Here is a 20603-nt window from a genome sequence, read left to right on the forward strand (position 1 = left end):
AAATATCTCATCAGGTCGCTTTTTGTTAGGATTGCTCTACCGCTTCTTTCGTTTCTTCAGGTGCTTGCTTTTTTTCAAGCCCTAACGCAATCTGCTCTAATTCTGGACGCAATGTGTGCTTCCCAGCATAGCTTTCAATCAGCTCTTTTACATCAAGACCAGAAGTTTCTTTTAATGTTTCTTGTAGTGTAGACATTAAATTAGTAGCATAAGACGTTACTTTATTAGCGCCACTGCCTTCTCCACCACCAGTATCGACCACAGTAATCTTATCGATATTGCCAAGTGGACTTGCAAGCTCTTTTGCATACTCTGGCATCATACGTACAACCATATCTAGTACAGCTGCTTGACCATAGTATTCAAAGGCTTCGGCAATCTTACGTTTAGCTTCAGCTTCAGCCAGACCGCGTAGACGAATGATATCAGCCTCAGTCTCCCCTTGTGCCCGCTCTGCATCTGCTTTGGCAAGACCATCCAAACGAATTTTCTCTGCCTCTGCTTTTGCCAATGATTCAATACGATATTTCTCCGCATCAGCCTGTGCAAGCTCACGCATCTTTTCAGCTGCGGCATTTTGCTCCACTGCATAGCGGTCTGCATCTGCTTTCTTTTTAACCTCAGAATCATATTGCTTTTCTCTACGTAAAATCTCTTTTTCTTCTAATTCAATTTGCTTTTGACGCTCGATAATGCGAATTTGCATTTCTTGCTCTGTTACTTCCTGCTTTGCACGAGCAGTTTCAAGCTCATACGCTTGGTCAGCACGGGCTTTCGCAATATCCTGCTCACGTCGGAACTCAGCTACTTTTAATTGATTTTCTTTTTCTGCTTCAGCAATTTCCGTCGCACGCTCTAGTTCTGCCTTTTGTGCTTCCTTAGACGCTTCTGCACGTTTAATACGTGTTTCTTTTTCTGCATCTGCTGTCGCAATATCAGCATCGCGTTTTACCTGTGCGATTCTCGGTTTCCCCAGTGAATCTAAATAGCCATTTTTATCTCGTACATCCTTAATCGTAAAGGATACAATGACAAGACCCATCTTCGCTAAATCTTGTGAAGCAACACGTTGAACTTCCTGGGAGAATTTATCACGATTTTTATAGATTTCTTCAACCGTCATGGACCCTAAAATCGAACGTAAATGACCTTCTAGCACCTCACGTGCTTCCCCTTCGCGCTCCGCCTTTTGCTTTCCTAAAAACTGCTCTGCTGCTGTCGCAATTTCTGAAATGGAACCGCCAATTTTAATAATAGCTGTACCATCTGCCATAACAGGAACACCTTGCTCTGTATACACCTCAGGCGTTGTCACTTCTAGTTTACTAGAAAGTAAGCTTAACGGCTGTGCTTGTTGGAAAATAGGGAAGACAAATGTACCGCCCCCACGAATGATTTTAATACGATTTCCCGACTCATCCTTATGTACATTTTTAGAGCCGAGATAGCTACCTGTCACAATCAGTGCTTCATCAGGACCCGCCGTACGATACTTTGTCACATATAAGCCAACTAGGGCAATTAAAACAAATGCTACAATTCCTAAAACAATTAAAATATCGGTTGACATAGACATATCTCTCCTTTAAACAAATTTTTTCTCGTACGTTCTAACAAAAAGTGTTCCGTCCTTCACATCCACAACAAGTACGGTTTCATCATAGTCAATGGCTTCATTATCATAGCCCGTTGCTCGTTTTGAAATCATACCACTTGTCGTTTCGATAACAACCTCTCCAAAACCATCTACTGGAATTGGCACAATAACTCTTCCTAATTGGCCACCCAGCGACTCCTCTGTGTAAGCTAAAGAAACATCAGCGGAACGTAGCGGAACGAGGACAAATAAATAAAAGATGGAACTTAAAATAGCGCCGATGATACATGCAGCAATGATGTTCCAAACGCTAGAGAACCAGGCTAGTTTTTCTAAGATAAAACCTGCTGCTGACATCAACGTAATGAAAGATAGAATGACACTCGGATTAAAAATGGGCAGTCCTTCCCCAATACCTTCGACTGCATCACCAAAAAACATAACCAATACTGTGGCAAGGCCGGCGAAAATCAAAACCACTAAAAAGATCTGCTCGAGTGAATAGCCAAATAGCGTCAAGTTGCTCACCCCTTTTCATCATATTACCTACTATACGGATGTACATCGTGAAAAGTTTCAAAATTTTTCAAACTCTTCTTTAAAGTATTATTTTTTGCTTTCATTAGAACCATGTTACAATAGAAAAGTATTCTGACAACTAAGGAGAAATGGCATGAAGCTTTCGACAATCTTAAATTTTGTAATTTTAATATTTTTCACGTTATTATTCGTTAATGATTTCTTCCCTGATACAGCTATTGCTGCGATGCTGACTAAAAAAATAATATTGCTTATATTAGTTGGGCTTGTCATCATTCAGCTAGCCTTCGACAAGGGTAGATATAAAAGATTATCAAAAAAGGCTTATATCGGATTAACATTGTATACAGTTGGATTATGGATTGTTTTAACATTACTTGGCGGTCAGTCACAAATTGGCTTATCGTTCACAAGTCCTCTATTCTATATTATTGTTGTGCTGCTTGGATTGGATTTAATCCGCCTTTCACGCCAAACTAAGCGAGATCAAACAGAGGGGAAAGCGAAGTAAAGCATAGCTATCCGTCAATCTTACGAAGCTATCCACCACTTTCGCATTGCTAACCGCTACATTCACAGCACTATCCGTCACTTTTGTCCTTCTATCCGACAACAACATAAAAAGCATGTCTCCGATTTTGACAGAGACATGCTTTTCTTATGATTCTAATACATTTAAAATGGCGTCCAGTTCATGGACAGCTAGATCTAAGCGTTCCTTTGCTTCGATATTTTGCTGTTTTAAGTGACTAAACTCTAGTAAATTTTTCTCATGCTTTAACTTAATAGAAGATAAACGTTCGATTCGTGCTTCTACTTTTTCTATTGCTTGCTCACAGACTGTTGTCCATAGCTTTTCTGATTGTTGCATTTCCGTAGTAGATGGGTTGTGCTGACGCATAATTCGTGCGTAAACCATTTCTATTTGTTCTATTAGTTCCGAATAAAAATGGCGCTCGACGCGTGTTGTTTGGAATGTTGGATGCTCTACCTCTTTGGCATACGGCGTTATTTGACGTAAGAGCTTTCCAGCATTTTCTCCAAAAGCATGGGATAAATTCAAGACATTCATTAATTGCAATAATAAGCGTATTTCTTCTAGATTAATAAGTTGTGAATCGATGCTTTCCTTTAACTTTAATGATTCCATATAGCGTCGATCAAAATGTTCAATTTCACCGTTGCGCTGCTCTACTAAATGGACACTTGCATTGTCTTTCAAGCTTTTAATATAGCGAATTGCATGGCTTTTTAGCTCCTCTTTTGACAGCAAGTTATCATTGTCTTGTTGTGGTTTTCCTCGTTGAACATACGCAAATGCATCCATTTTTTTGGGCCATTGTGCTGCTTGGGTTTCATCTGAGACATTATAGCGTATATAAATTCCGTGCATTTCATATCCTCCAAGTCCATTAAACAAGTATCTCTAAAGACAATAAATCGAATACGACATTTTTTCAAGTAAAAAACTTTTAATAATTGAAAATCCTTCTTTTTAACAATAAAACAAAAATCCCGAATAGTCGATACTATTCAGGATTTTACTAGTTTTCATTTATTCCTACTTATCCTTTAACACCTTTCCACCTGCTCCACTAACCCGTGTATGGTTGCATCTCGCAAATTTATATCAAAGCGATAGATGACAAGATAAAAACAATGCTGTTAACTGAGGCCTGAGGAATTTGATGTCATAATGAGCAGCTATCGTGCTACAGGAGCAATAAATAATTTTTGCTGATTATATTTTAAAGCATCCCTTCATCAAAGCAACCTGTAATAAAATTGGTAAGTACAGTTCTAAAAATCGCCAAAATCCTTGTAAGCACTACAGGAATTTGGCGATCTTTATGTGTAGCTATTTAAGCCTGTTGGCGGATATCTTGAATGCTCTTCCCTTCAGTAAACGCATGAATCGATGCAATGGAGCCCACCGATTTAAAATTTGCCTTCTCATAGACTTTGGCAACCTGTTCACTAATTGGTAATATCCAAAGATCATCCAATCCCAGCTCGACTGATTGCTGTTGGATATGCTGCAGCATATAGCCGATTAAACCGCGACCACGATAGCTTTCAGTTGTTGCAACACTTTCAATCCTACCTTGATTTTCTGACACAAAAATATTTGCTGAGCAGCACGCCACCCCATCTAGTCTTAGTAGATAATACGTAAAATGTGAAGAATGATAGGTTTGCTCAAATGCCTTTTTTATTAATGAAGGCTCCCCAAATGCAGAAATGCTCATTTCTACTGCTAATGCTTCCTCCATATTTGCATCCGTTACACGCTCAATTTGAATGGCAGGATTAGGTGGAAGTATCGCATATTCACCATCCCAGTACTGAATTTCATTAACAAAATGCTCATATTGAAAGCCGTGCGTCTCTAATGCCTCTATACATAGCTGGATTTCTTCCAGATTATATAAATAAATCCGCGGAATCAGAGACTTTGATTGGTAGAAATCTTTGATGCCTTGTAAAAATAAATCAGGTTGTGCAATCTTTCTCCAAATCTGTGCATGATTTGCATCGTAATAGGTTGGGATAGCCTGATTGTAAAATAAGACGCCCTCCTTACAAACCTCCACTTCACTGAAACTCTTCACATACTCTATATCAAGTTGCATAATGCGTTCTAAATTAAACATGCTCTGTACTCCCTTCTAACCATCTTTCATATAAATGTTCTAATTGAAGTTCAAGCTTCTGCCGTTGTTCTTTAGCAAGCGATGGTTGTTGTAGTTTTGTCTCTAATTTTTCAATTTGTTGTTCAATCGGTAATTCTTTTTTAGGTGGCTGCGTTTTATTGACTGGTTGTTTTTCAATCATTTTCATTGCAAGTTCCTGTCGTTTTCCTCTAGCCCACTCGTAATCTCCCTCAAAAACCTGAATAGCCTGGTTTTCAATCCACGCCGTTTTCGTAAAAATTTTCTGTAAGAAATAGCGGTCATGCGATACCCCAATAATCGTGCCTTCAAAGGATTCTAGTGTCTCTTCCAATACTTCTCTTGCTTCAATATCTAAATGATTCGTTGGCTCATCTAAGATTAAGACATTGATATCCTCATGCATTAATTGTGCTAAACGAAGACGCATTTTTTCTCCACCACTTAAGTCCTTCACTTTTTTAAAGACATCATAGCCATAGAACAAAAATCGTGCGAGTATATGGCGAGCTTCCGCCTCTGACACGGCGACACTTTCACGAAATGCATCAATTAATCGTATAGCAGGATTTGGATGTTCAAATTGCTGGGAAAGGTATCCAAATTTCACATTACTTCCAATCTGACACACTCCCTGATTAGGAATGATTTCCCCTAACATCATTTTTAATAATGTTGATTTTCCACTACCATTGCTCCCAACAATCGCTAATCTTTCGCCAAAATAAATAGCTAGATTGCTTTCCTTCAATAAAGGCTTATCAAAGCCATGATCAATGGCTTGCAATAGCACGACCTCTTTACCACTGCGTTCAGCCATCGTTAACGCTAAATTCATTTTCTTTTTAGTGAGGGGCTTCTTTACTCGCTCGATACGTGCTAATGCTTTTTCCATACTCTTAGCACGTCGATGCATCGAGGCGTTTGGTGGATTCGCCTCATTTGCCCACTGCTTTAATCGTTTAATTGTTTCTTGCATCTTTTTAATTTTCTTTTGCTGCTCTTCATAATTTGCAAACTGTTGCTCAATTTTTGCTTCTTTTTGTGCTATATAAGCATCATAATGGCCGTTATACGTAAAAGCCTCCCCATCCTCGATTTCTATAATCTTCTGGGCTACTTGATTCATGAATTGACGATCATGGGATACGACAATGACAATCCCCTCAAAGTTTCGCACATAATGTTCAAGCCACTCAATGGCTTGCATATCCAGATGGTTCGTTGGTTCATCCAATAACAAAATAGAGGGCTTTTTCAATAAAATTTGTCCAAGCATAACCTTTGTTTTTTCCCCACCACTTAAACTACTAAATGGCTGCTCTAGCATATCTGAAATACCCAGTCCATTTGCAATCATTGCCAGCTGCGCATCTACTTCATAGCCCCCTAATAGCATAAATCGCTCCTGCAATTGCCCATATTGCAGTAATATTTTATCCGTGACCGTCGACTGCATCTCTTGCTCAAGTACCGTCATTTTTGCCTTTATTGCATAAATATCCGCAAATGCTTCCTCCAGCACTTCTTTCACAGCATGTAGTGGATAATGTGGAATTTGGTGTAAATAGCCAATCGTCGCTTCTTTACTTTTAATAATTCGTCCCTTGTCTGGTATCTCTACCCCTGCAAGCAGTTGTAATAAAGTCGTTTTACCACTGCCATTTACACCAACAATCGCCACATGTTCACCACTATTTACCTCTAGCTGTAGGTTCTCGAATAATATATTGCCACCCATAATTTTTTGAATTTGTTCAGCTTTCATTTGCATCGTTTTTTCCTCCAATGAAACGTGCGAAAACATCTTTACAACACAAAAAAGACTGCTCATTAACAAGCAGTCCTCTTCTCAATTAAATGTGTGAAAAAGAATGGTTAATTCGCTACGTTTGTTATTTGATTTTGCTTAAAAATGGACAGACCTATCCCGTTGTTCGCAAAATCGAAAGTAATCACACGTGCAAAATACATAGCCGTATCCACTTTTACACATGTTTTCGTAGCGTTTTTATTCATTCCTTCTCACCTCCGTTCATAGTAGTTATGGCTATCATAGCATTATTCGAATTATTTGGAAAGGGAAAATTTAACGTTCATTTATCATTATTCCAAAGTTCTATTTGAAATTCGCACAAAGAAAAACATGAGAGGTTGATTCATAGCCCCTCATGTTTTCACTTTTTTCACAAATATTTTTACCACAGGCACCAGGAAAATCGAGACAACTAGGACACGAAAAAGCTGAAAGGCCGTGACAATCGTGACATTTGCATGGACTGAAGCGGCAATAATCCCCATTTGATCAAGACCACCAGGAACAATACTTAAAAAGCTTGTCCTAAAATCAAGGCTGTACAACGCTGCCATCACAAATGTTAAACCATAGGCTGCCCCTATAAAAATGCCCGCTGAAACAAACGCATAAAAGATATGCTTCTTCGATAAATGTAAATCCTCTTTTTTCAATAATAATCCGATATAAATTCCTAGCATGAGCTGAGCAATGTGTAGAAGTGATAATGGTAGTTTTGGTACTTCTATTCCTGCCATATTAACGCCCATTAGTAAAAACACGGGGCCTAGCATATAGCCTGTTGGAATTTTTAGCTTTTGTGCTAGCCACCCTGCGCCACCACATACCACAAGTATACCAACAAGGTTCCATGTGTATGTTCCATCAATCATAGAACTATTGCCACCTGCTCCTGCCACCATTAAAGGAACAAAGCCAACGATTAAAAGGACGCGGAGGATTTGAAAGAATGTGATGACCACCATATCCATCTCTTGTTGCTCTTCCGCAAATGCCACAACCTGCGACATGCCCCCAGGAACACAGCATGTTAAGGCAGTCGCAAAATCCAAATCTGTACGCTTGGCAACAAGGAAACTTACTGCAAAAAATAACAAAATAAATATGATATTTAACACGACCATGCTTCCTAAAAAAAGCTTGATGTCCTGTACTGCTTCTGGTGTAAAGGCATAGCCGATAGAATAACCCGCTACGACTAAACCAAAATTGCGGAAAGAATGATGCCATTTTAATTGGACGTTGGTGGATAGCTGCACGGTGAGCACCGCTGTAATCGCTCCTAACAGCCAAGGCATCGGTATATGTAAAAATTGAAAAACTACAGCACCTATTAATCCAATGCATAATGTGATGAACATATGCTTATCAAAAACAAACATGGTAGCAACCCCTTCAACTCGATAAACCTATTATGACCTTTATAATCCGCATTTTCTAGTGGACTGACTTTGAGCTGTATGCTATCGCTTAAAATGAACCTGTTATCCATCAAATAAAACCTCTTATCGAACAATTTATCCTTGTTAAAAACATCTATGCTACATTAGTAATACCTGATTCAGCGTTTTTAAAGGAGGCCTCCTATGAAAATTCATTTAACCATCAATCATGAGCTCGAAGAAACAGAGGTTCATATTCATGCCAAGGAGTATAATGAGCAAATTGAAAGATTGATGAAACAGCTTCAAGCAGCCCAAACGACGATGCTAGATGGGTATGATCAACAGGAAATTCATCTATTAAAAATTTCCGATATTTATTCCATTTACGCAGAGGATGCTAAAGTATTTTTGCAGACAGATGAGCAAGAGTTTGAGTCAAAGCGAAAATTATATGAGCTAGAGGCTCAGCTAGCCAAAGATTTTGTGCGCGTGAGTAAGTCTACACTCGTCAATATCCATAAAATATCCTCTATTCAAATGGGCAAAATTGGCACTACACAACTATTACTTGAAAATGACGTAGCCATTCATGTCAGCCGAAAATATTTAAAAGAATTAAAGAGACACTTAGGTATTGGGAGGGATTCATAGCATGAAGTATTTACGCATGATGATTATCGGTCTACTCATTTCTCTCAGCTCTTCTTATGTCTTAGTGACGTTAAGTGTACTATCAAACAATGGGGTTATGTCAGGAACAGAGTTATTGGAGCAAATTGTGATCGCAGCCATTCTTGGAATTGCTATTGGTTTGCTATCCTTCATTTTTGATATTGAGCCACTGCCTTTTACAGTTCAGCTTCTTTTACATTTCATGGCTGTAACAGCATGCGTGCTAACCGCAGGCTATTTTGGTAATTGGTTTGAACATTCAGGACTGTCCTATGTGCTTATAAGTGAAGTTATTATTTATGCTATTGTTTGGTGTATTCTTTACGTATTTCAATTAAGGGATATTGAAAAAATCAATAAAGAAATTCAAAAGAGAAGGGATTAACCACTCATGACGTTTGCGATAAAAGTTGAAAATTTATGTAAACAATATGGAGAACAGCAAGCTGTCAAAGGCATTTCTTTTACAGTCGAGCAAGGCACCCTCTTCGCTTTTTTAGGTGAAAACGGTGCAGGTAAATCTACAACGATTGAAATACTATGTACTTTACTAAAAAAATCGAGTGGTCAAGTAACTATTAATGGTTTCACACTCGACGCAAGCAATGATAACGCGGATATCCGTAAATCTATTGGTGTCGTGTTCCAGCAAAGTCTATTAGATGAGCGATTAACTGTACGTGAAAATATCCTCCATCGAGGTAAAACATATGGCTTATCGAAAGCACAGCTTACCGATAACTATCAATTTGTTTCCACCTATTTGCATTTAGAGGATATTGAAATGAAAAAATATGGAACATTATCAGGGGGACAAAAAAGGCGAGCAGATATTGCTCGTGCACTGATTCATCGTCCAAGTATTTTATTTCTGGATGAACCTACAACGGGTTTAGATCCACAAACACGTCAATTTGTTTGGCAGGCGATTAAGCAGCTACAACGGGAAACCAATATGACTGTTTTTTTAACGACCCATTATATGGAGGAAGCGGCAGTCGCTCACCAAGTCACGGTCTTAAAGCAAGGTAAAATTGTCGCACAGGGAACGCCCGATGCACTAAAAACAAAATATGCCTATGATTCAATGGCTCTTGTTTTTCATAATACTCAGGAGGGAGCAAAATTTCTTGAGGAAAATGCGATTTCCTTTACCGAGAACCAAGGGATATACACCATCCGTTTAACTTCTACCTTACAAGCGCTTCCCCTTTTAAAAGAGGCTGAACCACTTATCGCCTCCTTCGAAGTCATTAAAGGATCAATGGATGATGTCTTTCTTCATATTATGGCAGAGGAGGAGGTTGCGTAGTGGAGGCATTAATTAGTTTAGTTCTGCGTAATAACAAAATATTTAGACGGGATAAAACACAGGTGTTCTTCTCCCTACTGTCTGTCATTATTGTCATTGTGCTGTACGCTGTCTTTCTCCAAAAAATGCAGGTAGATGCCATTGAACAACTAACAGAAGCTACTCCTGAATTGATCACCATGGTCAATGAGTGGCTTGTAGCAGGCTTACTATCCATGATTGCTGTTTCGACTACACTTGGTGCCTATGGTATCGCTGTTAAAGACCAAGAATCCAAGGTACAAGCCGACTTTTTAACAGCTCCTCTTTCTCGTGCAACCATTCAGTTGAGCTATGTACTCAATGCATTTATTATCGGCTGTATTTTTTCCTTTATCGCGCTCATTGGCTGTGAAATATTTATTGTCACAACAGGAGGTAAGATTCTAAGTTTTGGGGATTTTATTCAGGTATTGAGCATACTGTTTTTATCTGTCTTGCTTGCGAGTGTTTTTAATTTATTTCTTTCGTTATTTGTGTCGACCCAAAATGCTTACTCAACACTCGGCACAATTGTTGGTACATTACTTGGATTTTTATGTGGTGTTTATGTACCTCTTGGGGCTCTACCAAGCTTTGCTCAACATGTAATCATGTACTTTCCAATTAGCCATACAACACTATTATTACGCAATGCTTTTATGGAGAACTCTATCGCAAATGTTTTTGACGGTGTGCCCGATTCCTATGTGGCAGATTATAAAATCAATTATGGCATTGTTTATGAACTAAATGGACAGATACTTAGCTCCTCAACAAGTCTAATTGTGATTGCCTGTACAATCGTAGTTCTTTCTCTAGCATCTATGATTCTATTTAAAAGAAAATATAATTAAATATTAGGTAACAATTATGCACATCGTTTAAAAGACGATGTGTTTTTCATTGCATTTAAACAAACATTTTGTTATTTTAAATATAAAATAGCAAACAAAAATAAAATTCGTTTGTTTTAATAAGGAGAGGTTGCAATGGATGTAAATGAATTATTTTGGCAAGCTCCTATCGATGATCTTAAAAAGGGATATATTGATCAATCGACACACTTCACCTGTCTACTATGCGGAGAAAAAGTAGAAAAAGGCATTATTTATCCTCAAGAGGGCTTATTATATGAAGCAGAAAAAATGATGCAGCACCATATCATATTGTCTCACCAATCAGTTTTTCATTATTTAAACGGTCTCAATAAAAAAATGACAGGCTTAACAGAACATCAAAGCCATATTTTACGCTTATTTTACGAGGGAAAATCAGATCAGGAGATAAAAGAAGAATTAGAGATTGGCAGTGCCACAACGATTCGCCACCACCGTTTTGCTTTAAAAGAAAAGGAGCGCCAAGCCAAAACATTATTGGTGATGATGGAGTTACTAAAGGAACAAGATCAGAAGGAGGAGTCATTTGTGCCTATTCATAAAACAGCTACTATGGTCGACGATCGCTATAACGTAACCCTCACGGAAGAACAGCAATTATTAGCAAAATTATTTCCAAATGGCGTTGGAAAGGAACTGGTACGCTTTCCAAAGCGTGAAAAGCAGAAAATTGTAGTACTGCGTGCTATCGCAAATCTTTTTGACAAGGAAAAGCATTATACTGAAAAAGAATTAAATGAAGTGATCAAGCCGATGTATGAAGACTATGTTCATATACGTCGTTACTTAATTGAATACGGTTTTCTGGACCGCAAAGCAGATGGTAGTGCCTATTGGGTAAAAAATTAAGAAAGCAGGTTATTAAAATGGATCATAAAAAAGAGTTAAAAGAAATGTATAAAGAGATGAAAATTGAAGCTGGCGTTTTTACAATGACCAATACACAAACAGACAAAGTATTTGTGGGGAGCTTTAATAATTTAAAGCGTTTAAACGGCTTTCAATTTATGCTAAAAACCAATACACATACGAACAAGGTGCTTCAGGCAGATTACAATTTATATGGTCAAGAAGCTTTTGAGGTGGAAATCGTTGAGTATTTAAAGAAAAAAGAAGAAGGCTATTTCGATGAAAAAAAAGAGCTCGAAAAGCTGGAGCAAAAATGGCTTGAGACACTAAAGCCTTATGGTGAGCATGGTTATAATTAGTCATTAGCGCATTTGCCAAAAAGGTAAATGCGCTATTCATTACTTGTTTGAAGGGTTGCCAATCAATTGAATTTCCTGCTGTGCTTTCTTCGTTAGTTTATTGAAAACAAGTTCATACGAATGCTTAATAAGATTCTCTACCAAATCCATCGGGACATCCTCAGCATCCATATAAATGGAATTCCAATGGGTTTTATTCATATAGTAACCAGGTATAATGCTTGCATAGGCTTCTCGTAATTCCTCCGCTCGAGAAGGCTCACATTTCAATGTAAGCACAGGCTTACCCGTTCTGTTTCCTCCAAGCATGGCAAACATTTTTCCACCAATATGATAGCGATCTGCTTGCCACTCCTCTTGATAGTCATACGTTGTTCCATGAAGCTGTATACAGTAAGCATGAATTATTTCTTTTTCCATCTTAACAATCCCCGTCCCCTCAAATAAAAACACACGTTCGATTATGGTAAGTATAACCTAAAACGTGTGTAGAGAATAGCATTATTTAGTTGTACCACGATCAAACATTCCGATTACTTCCGTCGTCTGTAAAATATTCACAAACGACTTTGGATCAGTCTCCTTAATCGTGCTTTTCACATCAGCTAGTTGGTAACGCGTAATAACAGTAATTAATACTTTCCGACCCTCGCCTGAATACGCTCCCTTTGCATCGATAATTGTTACCCCACGATGTAGCTTTTCTAATAGCTGCTGTTTGACCTCTTCCCCTTTACTCGTAATAATCATTAGCGTTAATTTAATATGGCTTGTATGAATTGTATCCACTACTTTTCCAGTTGCATAAATGGACACAAGGGTTAACAATGCTGCATCCCAGCTAAAGACAAAGCCAGAAGCAGCCACTACAATTCCATTCATAGCGGCAATTAACGTACCGAGTGGAAAATCGCGTTTGCGACTAAGTAGCATAGCAATAATATCAAAGCCCCCTGAGGAGCCAGCTGCTCGGAAAATCATGCCCATTGCAAAGCCTACAATAACACCACCAAATAAGGACGCGAGGATCGGCTCTTGTGTCGCTTTGTGTATTGGAATAATATATAAACTCACTGACAACACAGCGACCGAAAGAATGGTGTAGCTAATAAATCGCTTGCCGAGCTTCATCACACCTAAAATCAGTAAAGGCAGGTTAAGCAGTAAATTTAACACGCCTGTATTCAAAGGGGTAATAATGCCAAGCATGATGGCAATACCACTCAACCCACCACTCAAGATTTCATGGGGAATCAATAAATAATTATAGGCAAAGGCCACTAAAATGGAAGAAAGTGTAATTATAATCACATTTCGCATAATGCTATCCCCTATCAATCAACGACCAAATTTTGATACATCTTTGTCATAGACTACCCAATTTCCCCTCATGAAAAACCTATCCTCTTACTTTTTCTTTTGTTCTTCCTTTAAAGGCATATTTTGTTTATGTTCCCCAGTATCCGCAACTTTATAGATTCGCTCTAGCATCGGTGGATGTGTATAACGGAACCACTTCACTAAGAGTGGCGGGTTCACTTCACTTAAGCCTGAAATCGTTAGCTTTTGAAATGCTGTTACAGCCGCTTCTCGATCATTCATAAGGTTAATCGCATATTGGTCGGCTCTCGTTTCCTGATACCTCGATATAAAATTGGATACTGGATTGGAAGCAAATAGTAAAATAGAAGTAATGAGTAAAAATAATGGATAGGAACGAATGCTACTGATTTTATTAATTTTTAAAACCTGTCCATATCGTGAAATCAAGCGACGCATAATTTTCGCTGTTAGCCATAGCCCTATTAACATTAAGAATAAATAGCCTGCAATGCCAAAATAAATATGCTTTTCAACATAATGTCCCATTTCATGTGCCATGATAAATAAAATTTCATTGTCCGTTAGCCTATTTAATGTAGTATCCCATAGCACAATTCTCGAATTGCTCCCAATTCCTGTCACATAAGCATTTAAAGCATTTGTCTTTTCTGCCATGTTGACCTCATAAACATGCTCTGCTGGAATATTGGCCTGTGTAGCAAGTGAAAGTATCTTTGTTTCCAGCTCTTTATTTTTTAATGGATAAAAATCATTGTACAAAGGATCAATGACAACTGGCTGAATGAACATCACAAAGATTGTAAAAGGGATAGTTAAAAGCCAAGCATAGAGCCACCACCTTTTTTCACTCTTTTTAATGAGCCAATAAATCACCGTAACAATAATCAAGCTAGTGCCAAAGTTCACCCAAAAATCAATGACACCATCCTTCATCCAAGATGCAAATGCTTGTGTACTGATGCCATAGCTTTTGCTAAGATGATAGCGATAATAATCAAGCGGGAATAGCACGATATAGAGTAATAAAGATAATAGGAATAAGTAGCCTGCATTTTGCAATAGCTTCCACTTCGTTTGGGAGGTCGTCACTTTTTCGAAATAACGGGATACACCCATTAGTAAAATAAAGAAGTAAATAAGCCATTCTAAAGGGGTGGCTACAAAGAATAAAAAGTTCCGTATTTTTGAAAATTCACCACTTAAAAAAAGCTCCTTGCCAGACATAAACATCACTGGATCTGCAGCCGTTCCTTGTAAGGCACTCGGTATTTTACCACCGCCGCTGTGGAATATATACCAGTACATACAAAGCACGTAAACACCGAAAAGTAGTAGTGTAACAATGCCCATTTTTTTCGCTATGTTATTTCCCCCTCATATCACCCAAAGTTTGTCCTATAGTAAGTGTAAGCGAAATTATCAAAGTTAGAACAAACATTGACCTACTTTTTTAATCTCTCTGTGGCCAAAGAAAAATTTCGCCTCATTTCTATATGAGGCGAAATCATTACCGTCCTATTCATTTATCCATAACAAATGCCGTTTTACCACGTTGATCCCCAATTAGATAGCCAGTGGATAATAGCTGCTCATACCATTGCTTTTCTATAGTAGCTGCTTGAGCCGCATCATCTACCTTCGTAGAAAGTTCAACCATAATGTCTCCTTTGTACTGCCATACCTCTATATCCGCTTCATGTCCTAAAAAGCTTCCTTTATAGGTCATAGCACTAGCAGGCCCATATACGACAACTTGAGACAACGTATTTTTATACCATGCTTCGGAGTTCCAATTTACAATTTTCTTTGGCGCATTTTCAAGAATGAGTTTTTTAGCAACATTTGTATCAACTGAATCATAAGAGACCTTAGCAGAAGTCTTCAAGGATTCCTTCCGGCTAATCGTAAATGTACGATGATCTCCCTTAATATCTAGCTCAAACTTATAATTTGACTCAGAACCAGTAAAACCATGATTCATTGTTTCTGCCATTGCTTCACTTAAAGGTGTGTTTAAAAAACGCTTTTTGTAGGTTACATCCATTTTATTACTACCCTTATATACACGTAAGCGATGTATATAATCATTATGGAGAAACGATTGGTCAAGCGTATCATAAAAATAAACTTTTACGTCATTCTTTTTAGTTGCTTGAAAAACCTGGACAATAGTTGATTCCTTAAAAATCTCAGGTTTAATATTGAATTTAATTTCATGGCCTGGCTCAATGGCTGCTTTCGCTTGTGTTGTATTCACACTCATCATACTCATCACTATCAAGCCCAAGACACATATATATAATGCCCAATTTTTTAGTTTAGTCATGCTTTAATTCCTCCTTCGGAAATGTTGTTGTTAAATTTGTATGTGTACTGTGAAAATAGATTGTTTGTCGTGCACGAAGTCTCTGCGACAGTGTCACTACATCCCAATAGTCTGGATGTGTTTTATAGAAGAATTCCTCAGAGATATGCTTTAAGCTAGCTGGATTGTAAGCATGACGAGAATAGCCTGTATGAACAAAAATTGCCGTCGGATAATCCTTTGCAAGCTCCTCCAAATGAGCCTCATCCTGCTCTGAGACAAAATACAATACATGGTCACTGTCCTGTTTTTGCTTGAGTCGTTCTAAAAGCATCACTTTATTCGGCCAAATATTTTCATGCTCTTCCTCATAATGCGCCAATAAAGATTGTAGCTTTACATCTATACGAATGGCTCGAGTTGTATGTTCGGATAGATACGTCATAATATCAACTGTTTTGCCCGAAAAAGAGGAGGGGAATATAAATGAATGATTGGGATGAGCCTTTACATACATAGCCATTTGCTGTAACACCTCAAGATTTCGAATGCATTTTTCCGCATGTCCACTATCAATAAACGCTACATCATAAACAGTTCCATCCTCCACTGGCAAGGTCGCCTTTAATAAATACGAATCGACTACATAATCACCAGAGAAAAAAATCATTTCATCAAAGAAACGAATTTTGTACCACACGCTTCCAATTAAATGCCCACTATATCCCCATTGAAAGGCAAGATATTCATTGACCTCTATCCATTTTCCAACCGTATCTGGATAGAAAGTTCGGACTTGTGGAAGAGGCAGTGGAAGCTGCTGAGCAGTTGTATGACTCATTAGTATCGGTCCCGTATAGCCCATGTTCTGTAGTAATGGCAATGCCCCTACATGATCAATATGCGAATGAGAAATAAAGACAGCAGCTAGCTTTTCAATATGATTAGATGTAATATTTGGTGGCGTTTTTTGTGTATCTTTCATAATGCCACAATCCAATAAAATGGCCTGCCTCTGATTTTCAATATAAAAACAATTGCGCCCATATTCGCCTACACCACCTAAAATTTCAACACTAAGCATTGGCCTGCCCTCCTCGTTTTTGCAGCCAACCTAATAGGAACATAAAAATAACTGTCATAAGGACGGTTATAACAGCTACTGCCATTCCAACCCCTACATTACCTTGCTCAAATTGACTATAAATAAAGGTTGCCCCTGTCTCTACTGATGGTGGCAAAATTAAAAGGCCAGCTACAAGCTCTCGCATTGAAATAATAAAGGTCATCATCATTCCCGTTAAAATACCCTGCATCAAAAGTGGTAAGATGATACGACGATAAACAGCCATGTTACTACGTCCAAAAATAGCGGCTGATTGAAAGATAGAGGCATCTAATTGTGAAAAAGAAGACTTTATATACTGCACCGAATAAGGCAAAAACAGTACACAATATGTGACTACTACCATTGCCTTTGTGTTATAAATCGTTGCGGGAAGCCAAGGAGCATTCCAAAACATAATTAAACCTACAACAAAGACAATCCCCGGAATAATATTAGGCATTAAACTAAAGAAGTCTAATATTTGCTGCTTTCTGGTTTCACCTTTTTTAATATAAAGAGCGATGAATAAACCTATTATGGCGGTTATCAAGGCCGTCATGATAGAGAAAACGATGCTATTTAAAAATGCTGTCAATCCTGCGCTTCCACTAGTGAAGACCTCTTGATAAGAAGCCAAACTGAAATTCCCTGCCTGTAAACCATCTCCCCGTACCTTTTGCAAAGAGGTCACAATAATAGAGAAATAAGGAATGCCGATAGATAGCAATACGACAAGCCCTACAAAAGTCCATGAAGCTGTTTTTATATACCATTTGTCTTTGATCTCACGTCTAGCAGGTGTTTTTCCTGATAGCACACCATATGTATATTTGCGTCCAATGAGATTTTGGAAATACCAAATGACTAAGCAAACAGACAATAAGAATAAGGATAGCGAGGTTGCCATGCGAATATCGACTGGCCATCTTGATAAATAGGAATGAATTTCGGTTGTAAACACTTGAAACCCAATCCGACTGCCGAATGTAGCTGGCGTTCCAAATTCAGCAAGCGTCTTAATAAAAATAAGCAGACTTCCCAAAACATAGCTTGAAAATAAAAGGGGTAACACAACCTTTAGCCAATTTTGCGAAGAGCTTCGCCCAAAAATCAGCGCTGCATCTAAAAATGAGCCATTTATGCGAAGCAATGTATTTTTCAGCATTAAATACAAAAACGGAAACAGGTGTAAGCACATGATCACTACCATGCCAAATAAGGAAAAGAAGGAATCTGTCATCCAAGCAGCACTTGGAATAAGCTGCTGTAAAAAACCATTGTGCTGCATAAACAAAATCCAGCCCATTGAACCAATATAGGGAGGTGTCATAAATGGAATTGTTAACACTATATCGAGCCATTCATATTGAGATAAACTTGTTTTCGTGCGAATGAAAGCCATAGGTAATGCGATAATTGTTGTCCCAATAATAACGAAAACCCCTAAAACCATCGAATTCCCAAGTGTTTTCCATATTCTATCGTGTGCAAACATTCGACTAAACTGTGAAATATCAACATGTCCCTCTTTTATAAAGGTATAAAATAAAATGGCCATCAACGGTGCGATAGCAAATATGATGACAATTGTTAGTAAAAATCCAAAAGCTCGTCTTCCTTCCATTATCATGACGATTTCAACCCTTCTCTATGAAAACTAGAAGGAGGTATATTAACCTCCCTTTATTTAACGAAATAAATCCGTAAACTTTGTTAGTACTTCCAGCTGTTTCGCTTCCGCACCCATCCAATCAACTGTTAACTGTGGAATTTCATCTAATGCTGCACGATTTTTCACAGCAATATCTTTATTCCCTGGTAATAAGTAAGCATCTGCTACTAGCTTTTGCCCTTCATCTGACAATAAAAAATCAACATAGGCTTGTGCAGATTCTACATGTTGCGCATCCTTTAAAATACCTACTGCTCTTGGACTAACAACTGTCCCACTCGTCGGATAAATGATTTCCACTGGCTCACCGTCTGCTTTTGCTTTATAAGCCATATAGTCTACACCTGCAATCGTGGCATTTTTCTCGCCTGTAATAACCGCATCTAAGGCTTCTTTATTCGCACCATTGACTTGTAAGCCATTTTTCTTCCAACTATCAATCGTGCTCCAAGCTGTTTTTTCTGCTGCTGTGTAGCCAAATAAGAAATCAACAGCAGACCCTGACAGACTTGGATCGGGAATATTTATTTTATTTTGCCAATCAGCTTTTGCTAAATCAGACCAATCCGTAGGCGCCTGTGTCGTATTTTTCGTATTATAGGCAATACCTAAAGCAGAGGCACTGTAGCCATAAAAATATCCATCTTGATCCGACCAATCACTGTTGATTTTGTCCTTGTTTTTAGCCGCTTCGTAGCTTTGCAATTGATCTGTTGCTTTTAACCCATCCATTGAGGCAACAGAGGCAAGCACAACAATATCAGCTACAGGATTATTTTTTTCCGCTTCTAAACGAGAGAGAATTTTACCCGTAGTTCCTTGAAACATTTCCACTTTAATCCCTGTTTTTTCTTCAAATGCTTGCTGAATATTTGCAGCTAAACCATCTGGCCCAGCAGAATACACTGTCAGTACTTTCTCCTCCTGTGTCTTTGCACTTGCTTCATTCGTCTCTTTTGCCTCTTTATTACCACAGCCAGCTAATGCTAAGGTCAATAAAATGCCAGCAGTTGCCCATAATTTAAAATGTCGTTTCTTCAATGTAAACCCTCCAATTGATAGATTTGTTTTTCATCAATAAAAACTTGCAATCTTTTTCCATGCTCTAATGGCTGCTTCTCATAAAAGCTCCAAGACTGTCCATCTACCTGTGCTTGTACTAAATAACGATCGCCAACAAATGTACTTTTCACAATCTGCGCTTGTTTGGCAATCGTACCAGGACGCGAGACTCTCGAAACCCCTTCAGGTCGCACAATTGATTGTCGATTGTGAAGCCAATTCACTTTGCCAATAAAATCTGCCACATAGGGCGTTGCTGGTGCACGATAAATTTCCTCAGGCGAGCCAATTTGAGCAATCCTCCCTGCCTCCATAACAATAATTTGATCAGACATTGTCATGGCCTCTGTTTGATCATGTGTTACGAAAATGGCTTGGCAATTAAGCTCATGAATGAGGTGCATAATTTCATCTTGCATTTGCTCTCTTAAAACAGCATCGAGAGCGGATAAAGGTTCATCAAATAAAATTAATTGTGGTTTGGTCGCTAAAGCTCTTGCTAATGCCACTCGCTGCTGTTGTCCACCCGATAATTCACCTGGCTTTCGTTTCTCATAGCCTTGCATTTTTACCAATCGCATCACATGCTCGACTCGTTCAGGAATAGCTGATTTCGGAATAATGCCCTTTAAGCCAAAGGCAATATTTTGGAAGATGGTCATATGTGGCCATAGAGCAAAATCTTGAAACACCATGGCAATATTACGCTTATTTGGTTTGACATTTTTACGAGACGCCGAAGAATAAATGACGGTGTCATCAAATCGTATTTCTCCTTTTGATGGCTGTTCAAGGCCAGCTATCAACTTTAATAAGGTTGTTTTGCCACAGCCTGATTGTCCGAGAATCGTAATAAATTGCTGATCTAACTCCACATCAATCGGCCACAATGCTTGAGACTGCCCATATTTTTTCTCGATATTTTTTAATGAGATTTTCATAAGTATCCTCCTCGTTACTTACAACTATAAATTCCAGATATTTAGAAAATAT

Annotated in this window: 22 protein-coding genes; 7 read left to right on the forward strand and 15 right to left on the reverse strand. The window is 38.3% G+C overall.

Features of this window, described 5'->3' with window-relative positions:
* Positions 1–25: 25 nt before the first annotated feature.
* Positions 26–1570 (reverse strand): flotillin family protein, encoded by a 1545-nt coding sequence (locus tag V1L66_RS15920; RefSeq protein WP_004232547.1) that lies wholly within the window; start codon positions 1568–1570, stop codon positions 26–28.
* Positions 1571–1585: 15 nt separating this feature from the next.
* A complete protein-coding gene (locus V1L66_RS15925; protein ID WP_004232545.1) occupies positions 1586–2116 on the reverse strand; it encodes a hypothetical protein in 531 nt (176 codons plus the stop codon).
* A 154-nt stretch (positions 2117–2270) separates the two neighbouring features.
* Here V1L66_RS15925 and V1L66_RS15930 point away from each other — a divergent pair, with 154 nt between their 5' ends.
* Positions 2271–2648: a hypothetical protein gene (locus V1L66_RS15930; RefSeq protein WP_258860442.1), complete on the forward strand. Its 378-nt coding sequence runs from the start codon at positions 2271–2273 to the stop codon at positions 2646–2648.
* A gap of 147 nt (positions 2649–2795) precedes the next feature.
* Here the strand turns inward: V1L66_RS15930 and V1L66_RS15935 are convergent, their stop codons facing one another.
* The 5 genes from V1L66_RS15935 to V1L66_RS15955 all read right to left on the reverse strand — a co-directional run bounded on the left by V1L66_RS15935 (position 2796) and on the right by V1L66_RS15955 (position 8007).
* Positions 2796–3530 carry a hypothetical protein gene (locus V1L66_RS15935; protein ID WP_016995241.1) on the reverse strand — a complete coding sequence of 245 codons (735 nt, stop codon included), beginning with the start codon at positions 3528–3530 and terminating at the stop codon, positions 2796–2798.
* A gap of 469 nt (positions 3531–3999) precedes the next feature.
* On the reverse strand, positions 4000–4791 hold the full coding sequence (locus V1L66_RS15940) for a GNAT family N-acetyltransferase (RefSeq protein WP_258860441.1): 792 nt from the start codon (positions 4789–4791) through the stop codon (positions 4000–4002).
* Positions 4784–6583 (reverse strand): ribosomal protection-like ABC-F family protein, encoded by a 1800-nt coding sequence (gene abc-f / locus V1L66_RS15945; RefSeq protein ID WP_258860440.1) that lies wholly within the window; start codon positions 6581–6583, stop codon positions 4784–4786. The genes V1L66_RS15940 and abc-f overlap by 8 nt, the downstream gene beginning before the upstream one ends.
* A 104-nt stretch (positions 6584–6687) precedes the next feature.
* Positions 6688–6828: an RAxF-45 family protein gene (locus V1L66_RS15950; protein WP_004232534.1), complete on the reverse strand. Its 141-nt coding sequence runs from the start codon at positions 6826–6828 to the stop codon at positions 6688–6690.
* 150 nt (positions 6829–6978) lie between these two features.
* Positions 6979–8007 (reverse strand): AbrB family transcriptional regulator, encoded by a 1029-nt coding sequence (locus V1L66_RS15955; protein ID WP_036079916.1) that lies wholly within the window; start codon positions 8005–8007, stop codon positions 6979–6981.
* Positions 8008–8211: 204 nt separating this feature from the next.
* On the opposite strand from V1L66_RS15955, the gene V1L66_RS15960 reads away from it, so the two are divergent.
* The 6 genes from V1L66_RS15960 to V1L66_RS15985 all read left to right on the forward strand — a co-directional run bounded on the left by V1L66_RS15960 (position 8212) and on the right by V1L66_RS15985 (position 12119).
* A complete protein-coding gene (locus V1L66_RS15960; RefSeq protein WP_016995496.1) occupies positions 8212–8661 on the forward strand; it encodes a LytTR family DNA-binding domain-containing protein in 450 nt (149 codons plus the stop codon).
* Position 8662: 1 nt separating this feature from the next.
* Positions 8663–9067 (forward strand): DUF3021 domain-containing protein, encoded by a 405-nt coding sequence (locus V1L66_RS15965; RefSeq protein WP_333006502.1) that lies wholly within the window; start codon positions 8663–8665, stop codon positions 9065–9067.
* A gap of 6 nt (positions 9068–9073) precedes the next feature.
* Entirely contained in the window at positions 9074–9994 is a 921-nt protein-coding gene (locus V1L66_RS15970) for an ABC transporter ATP-binding protein (RefSeq protein WP_333006503.1), read from the forward strand.
* A complete protein-coding gene (locus V1L66_RS15975; RefSeq protein ID WP_333006504.1) occupies positions 9994–10869 on the forward strand; it encodes an ABC transporter permease in 876 nt (291 codons plus the stop codon). Before V1L66_RS15970 ends, V1L66_RS15975 begins: the two co-directional genes overlap by 1 nt.
* 135 nt (positions 10870–11004) lie before the next feature.
* A complete protein-coding gene (locus V1L66_RS15980; RefSeq protein ID WP_312126846.1) occupies positions 11005–11760 on the forward strand; it encodes a DUF2087 domain-containing protein in 756 nt (251 codons plus the stop codon).
* Positions 11761–11777: 17 nt separating this feature from the next.
* Complete coding sequence (locus V1L66_RS15985) at positions 11778–12119, forward strand: GIY-YIG nuclease family protein (protein ID WP_333006505.1); 342 nt, start codon at positions 11778–11780, stop codon at positions 12117–12119.
* A 39-nt stretch (positions 12120–12158) separates the two neighbouring features.
* Here the strand turns inward: V1L66_RS15985 and V1L66_RS15990 are convergent, their stop codons facing one another.
* The 8 genes from V1L66_RS15990 to V1L66_RS16025 form a co-directional block, all read right to left on the reverse strand.
* Positions 12159–12539 (reverse strand): MmcQ/YjbR family DNA-binding protein, encoded by a 381-nt coding sequence (locus tag V1L66_RS15990; protein ID WP_333006506.1) that lies wholly within the window; start codon positions 12537–12539, stop codon positions 12159–12161.
* Between the two features lie 81 nt (positions 12540–12620).
* Positions 12621–13439, reverse strand: coding sequence for a YitT family protein (locus V1L66_RS15995; protein WP_016995490.1), 819 nt, complete (start codon positions 13437–13439; stop codon positions 12621–12623).
* Between the two features lie 87 nt (positions 13440–13526).
* Entirely contained in the window at positions 13527–14825 is a 1299-nt protein-coding gene (locus V1L66_RS16000) for a M48 family metallopeptidase (protein ID WP_333006522.1), read from the reverse strand.
* A 157-nt stretch (positions 14826–14982) separates the two neighbouring features.
* Complete coding sequence (locus V1L66_RS16005; RefSeq protein WP_333006507.1) at positions 14983–15789, reverse strand: hypothetical protein; 807 nt, start codon at positions 15787–15789, stop codon at positions 14983–14985.
* Positions 15782–16852, reverse strand: coding sequence for an MBL fold metallo-hydrolase (locus V1L66_RS16010; RefSeq protein ID WP_333006508.1), 1071 nt, complete (start codon positions 16850–16852; stop codon positions 15782–15784). Before V1L66_RS16010 ends, V1L66_RS16005 begins: the two co-directional genes overlap by 8 nt.
* On the reverse strand, positions 16845–18506 hold the full coding sequence (locus V1L66_RS16015) for an iron ABC transporter permease (RefSeq protein ID WP_016994693.1): 1662 nt from the start codon (positions 18504–18506) through the stop codon (positions 16845–16847). The genes V1L66_RS16010 and V1L66_RS16015 overlap by 8 nt, the downstream gene beginning before the upstream one ends.
* 57 nt (positions 18507–18563) lie before the next feature.
* A complete protein-coding gene (locus V1L66_RS16020; protein WP_016994692.1) occupies positions 18564–19589 on the reverse strand; it encodes an ABC transporter substrate-binding protein in 1026 nt (341 codons plus the stop codon).
* Complete coding sequence (locus V1L66_RS16025; RefSeq protein WP_333006509.1) at positions 19586–20551, reverse strand: ABC transporter ATP-binding protein; 966 nt, start codon at positions 20549–20551, stop codon at positions 19586–19588. The genes V1L66_RS16020 and V1L66_RS16025 overlap by 4 nt, the downstream gene beginning before the upstream one ends.
* Between the last annotated feature and the right edge of the window lie 52 nt (positions 20552–20603).

This window comes from Lysinibacillus sp. IITD104, assembly GCF_036698265.2.
GTDB lineage: Bacteria > Bacillota > Bacilli > Bacillales_A > Planococcaceae > Lysinibacillus > Lysinibacillus boronitolerans.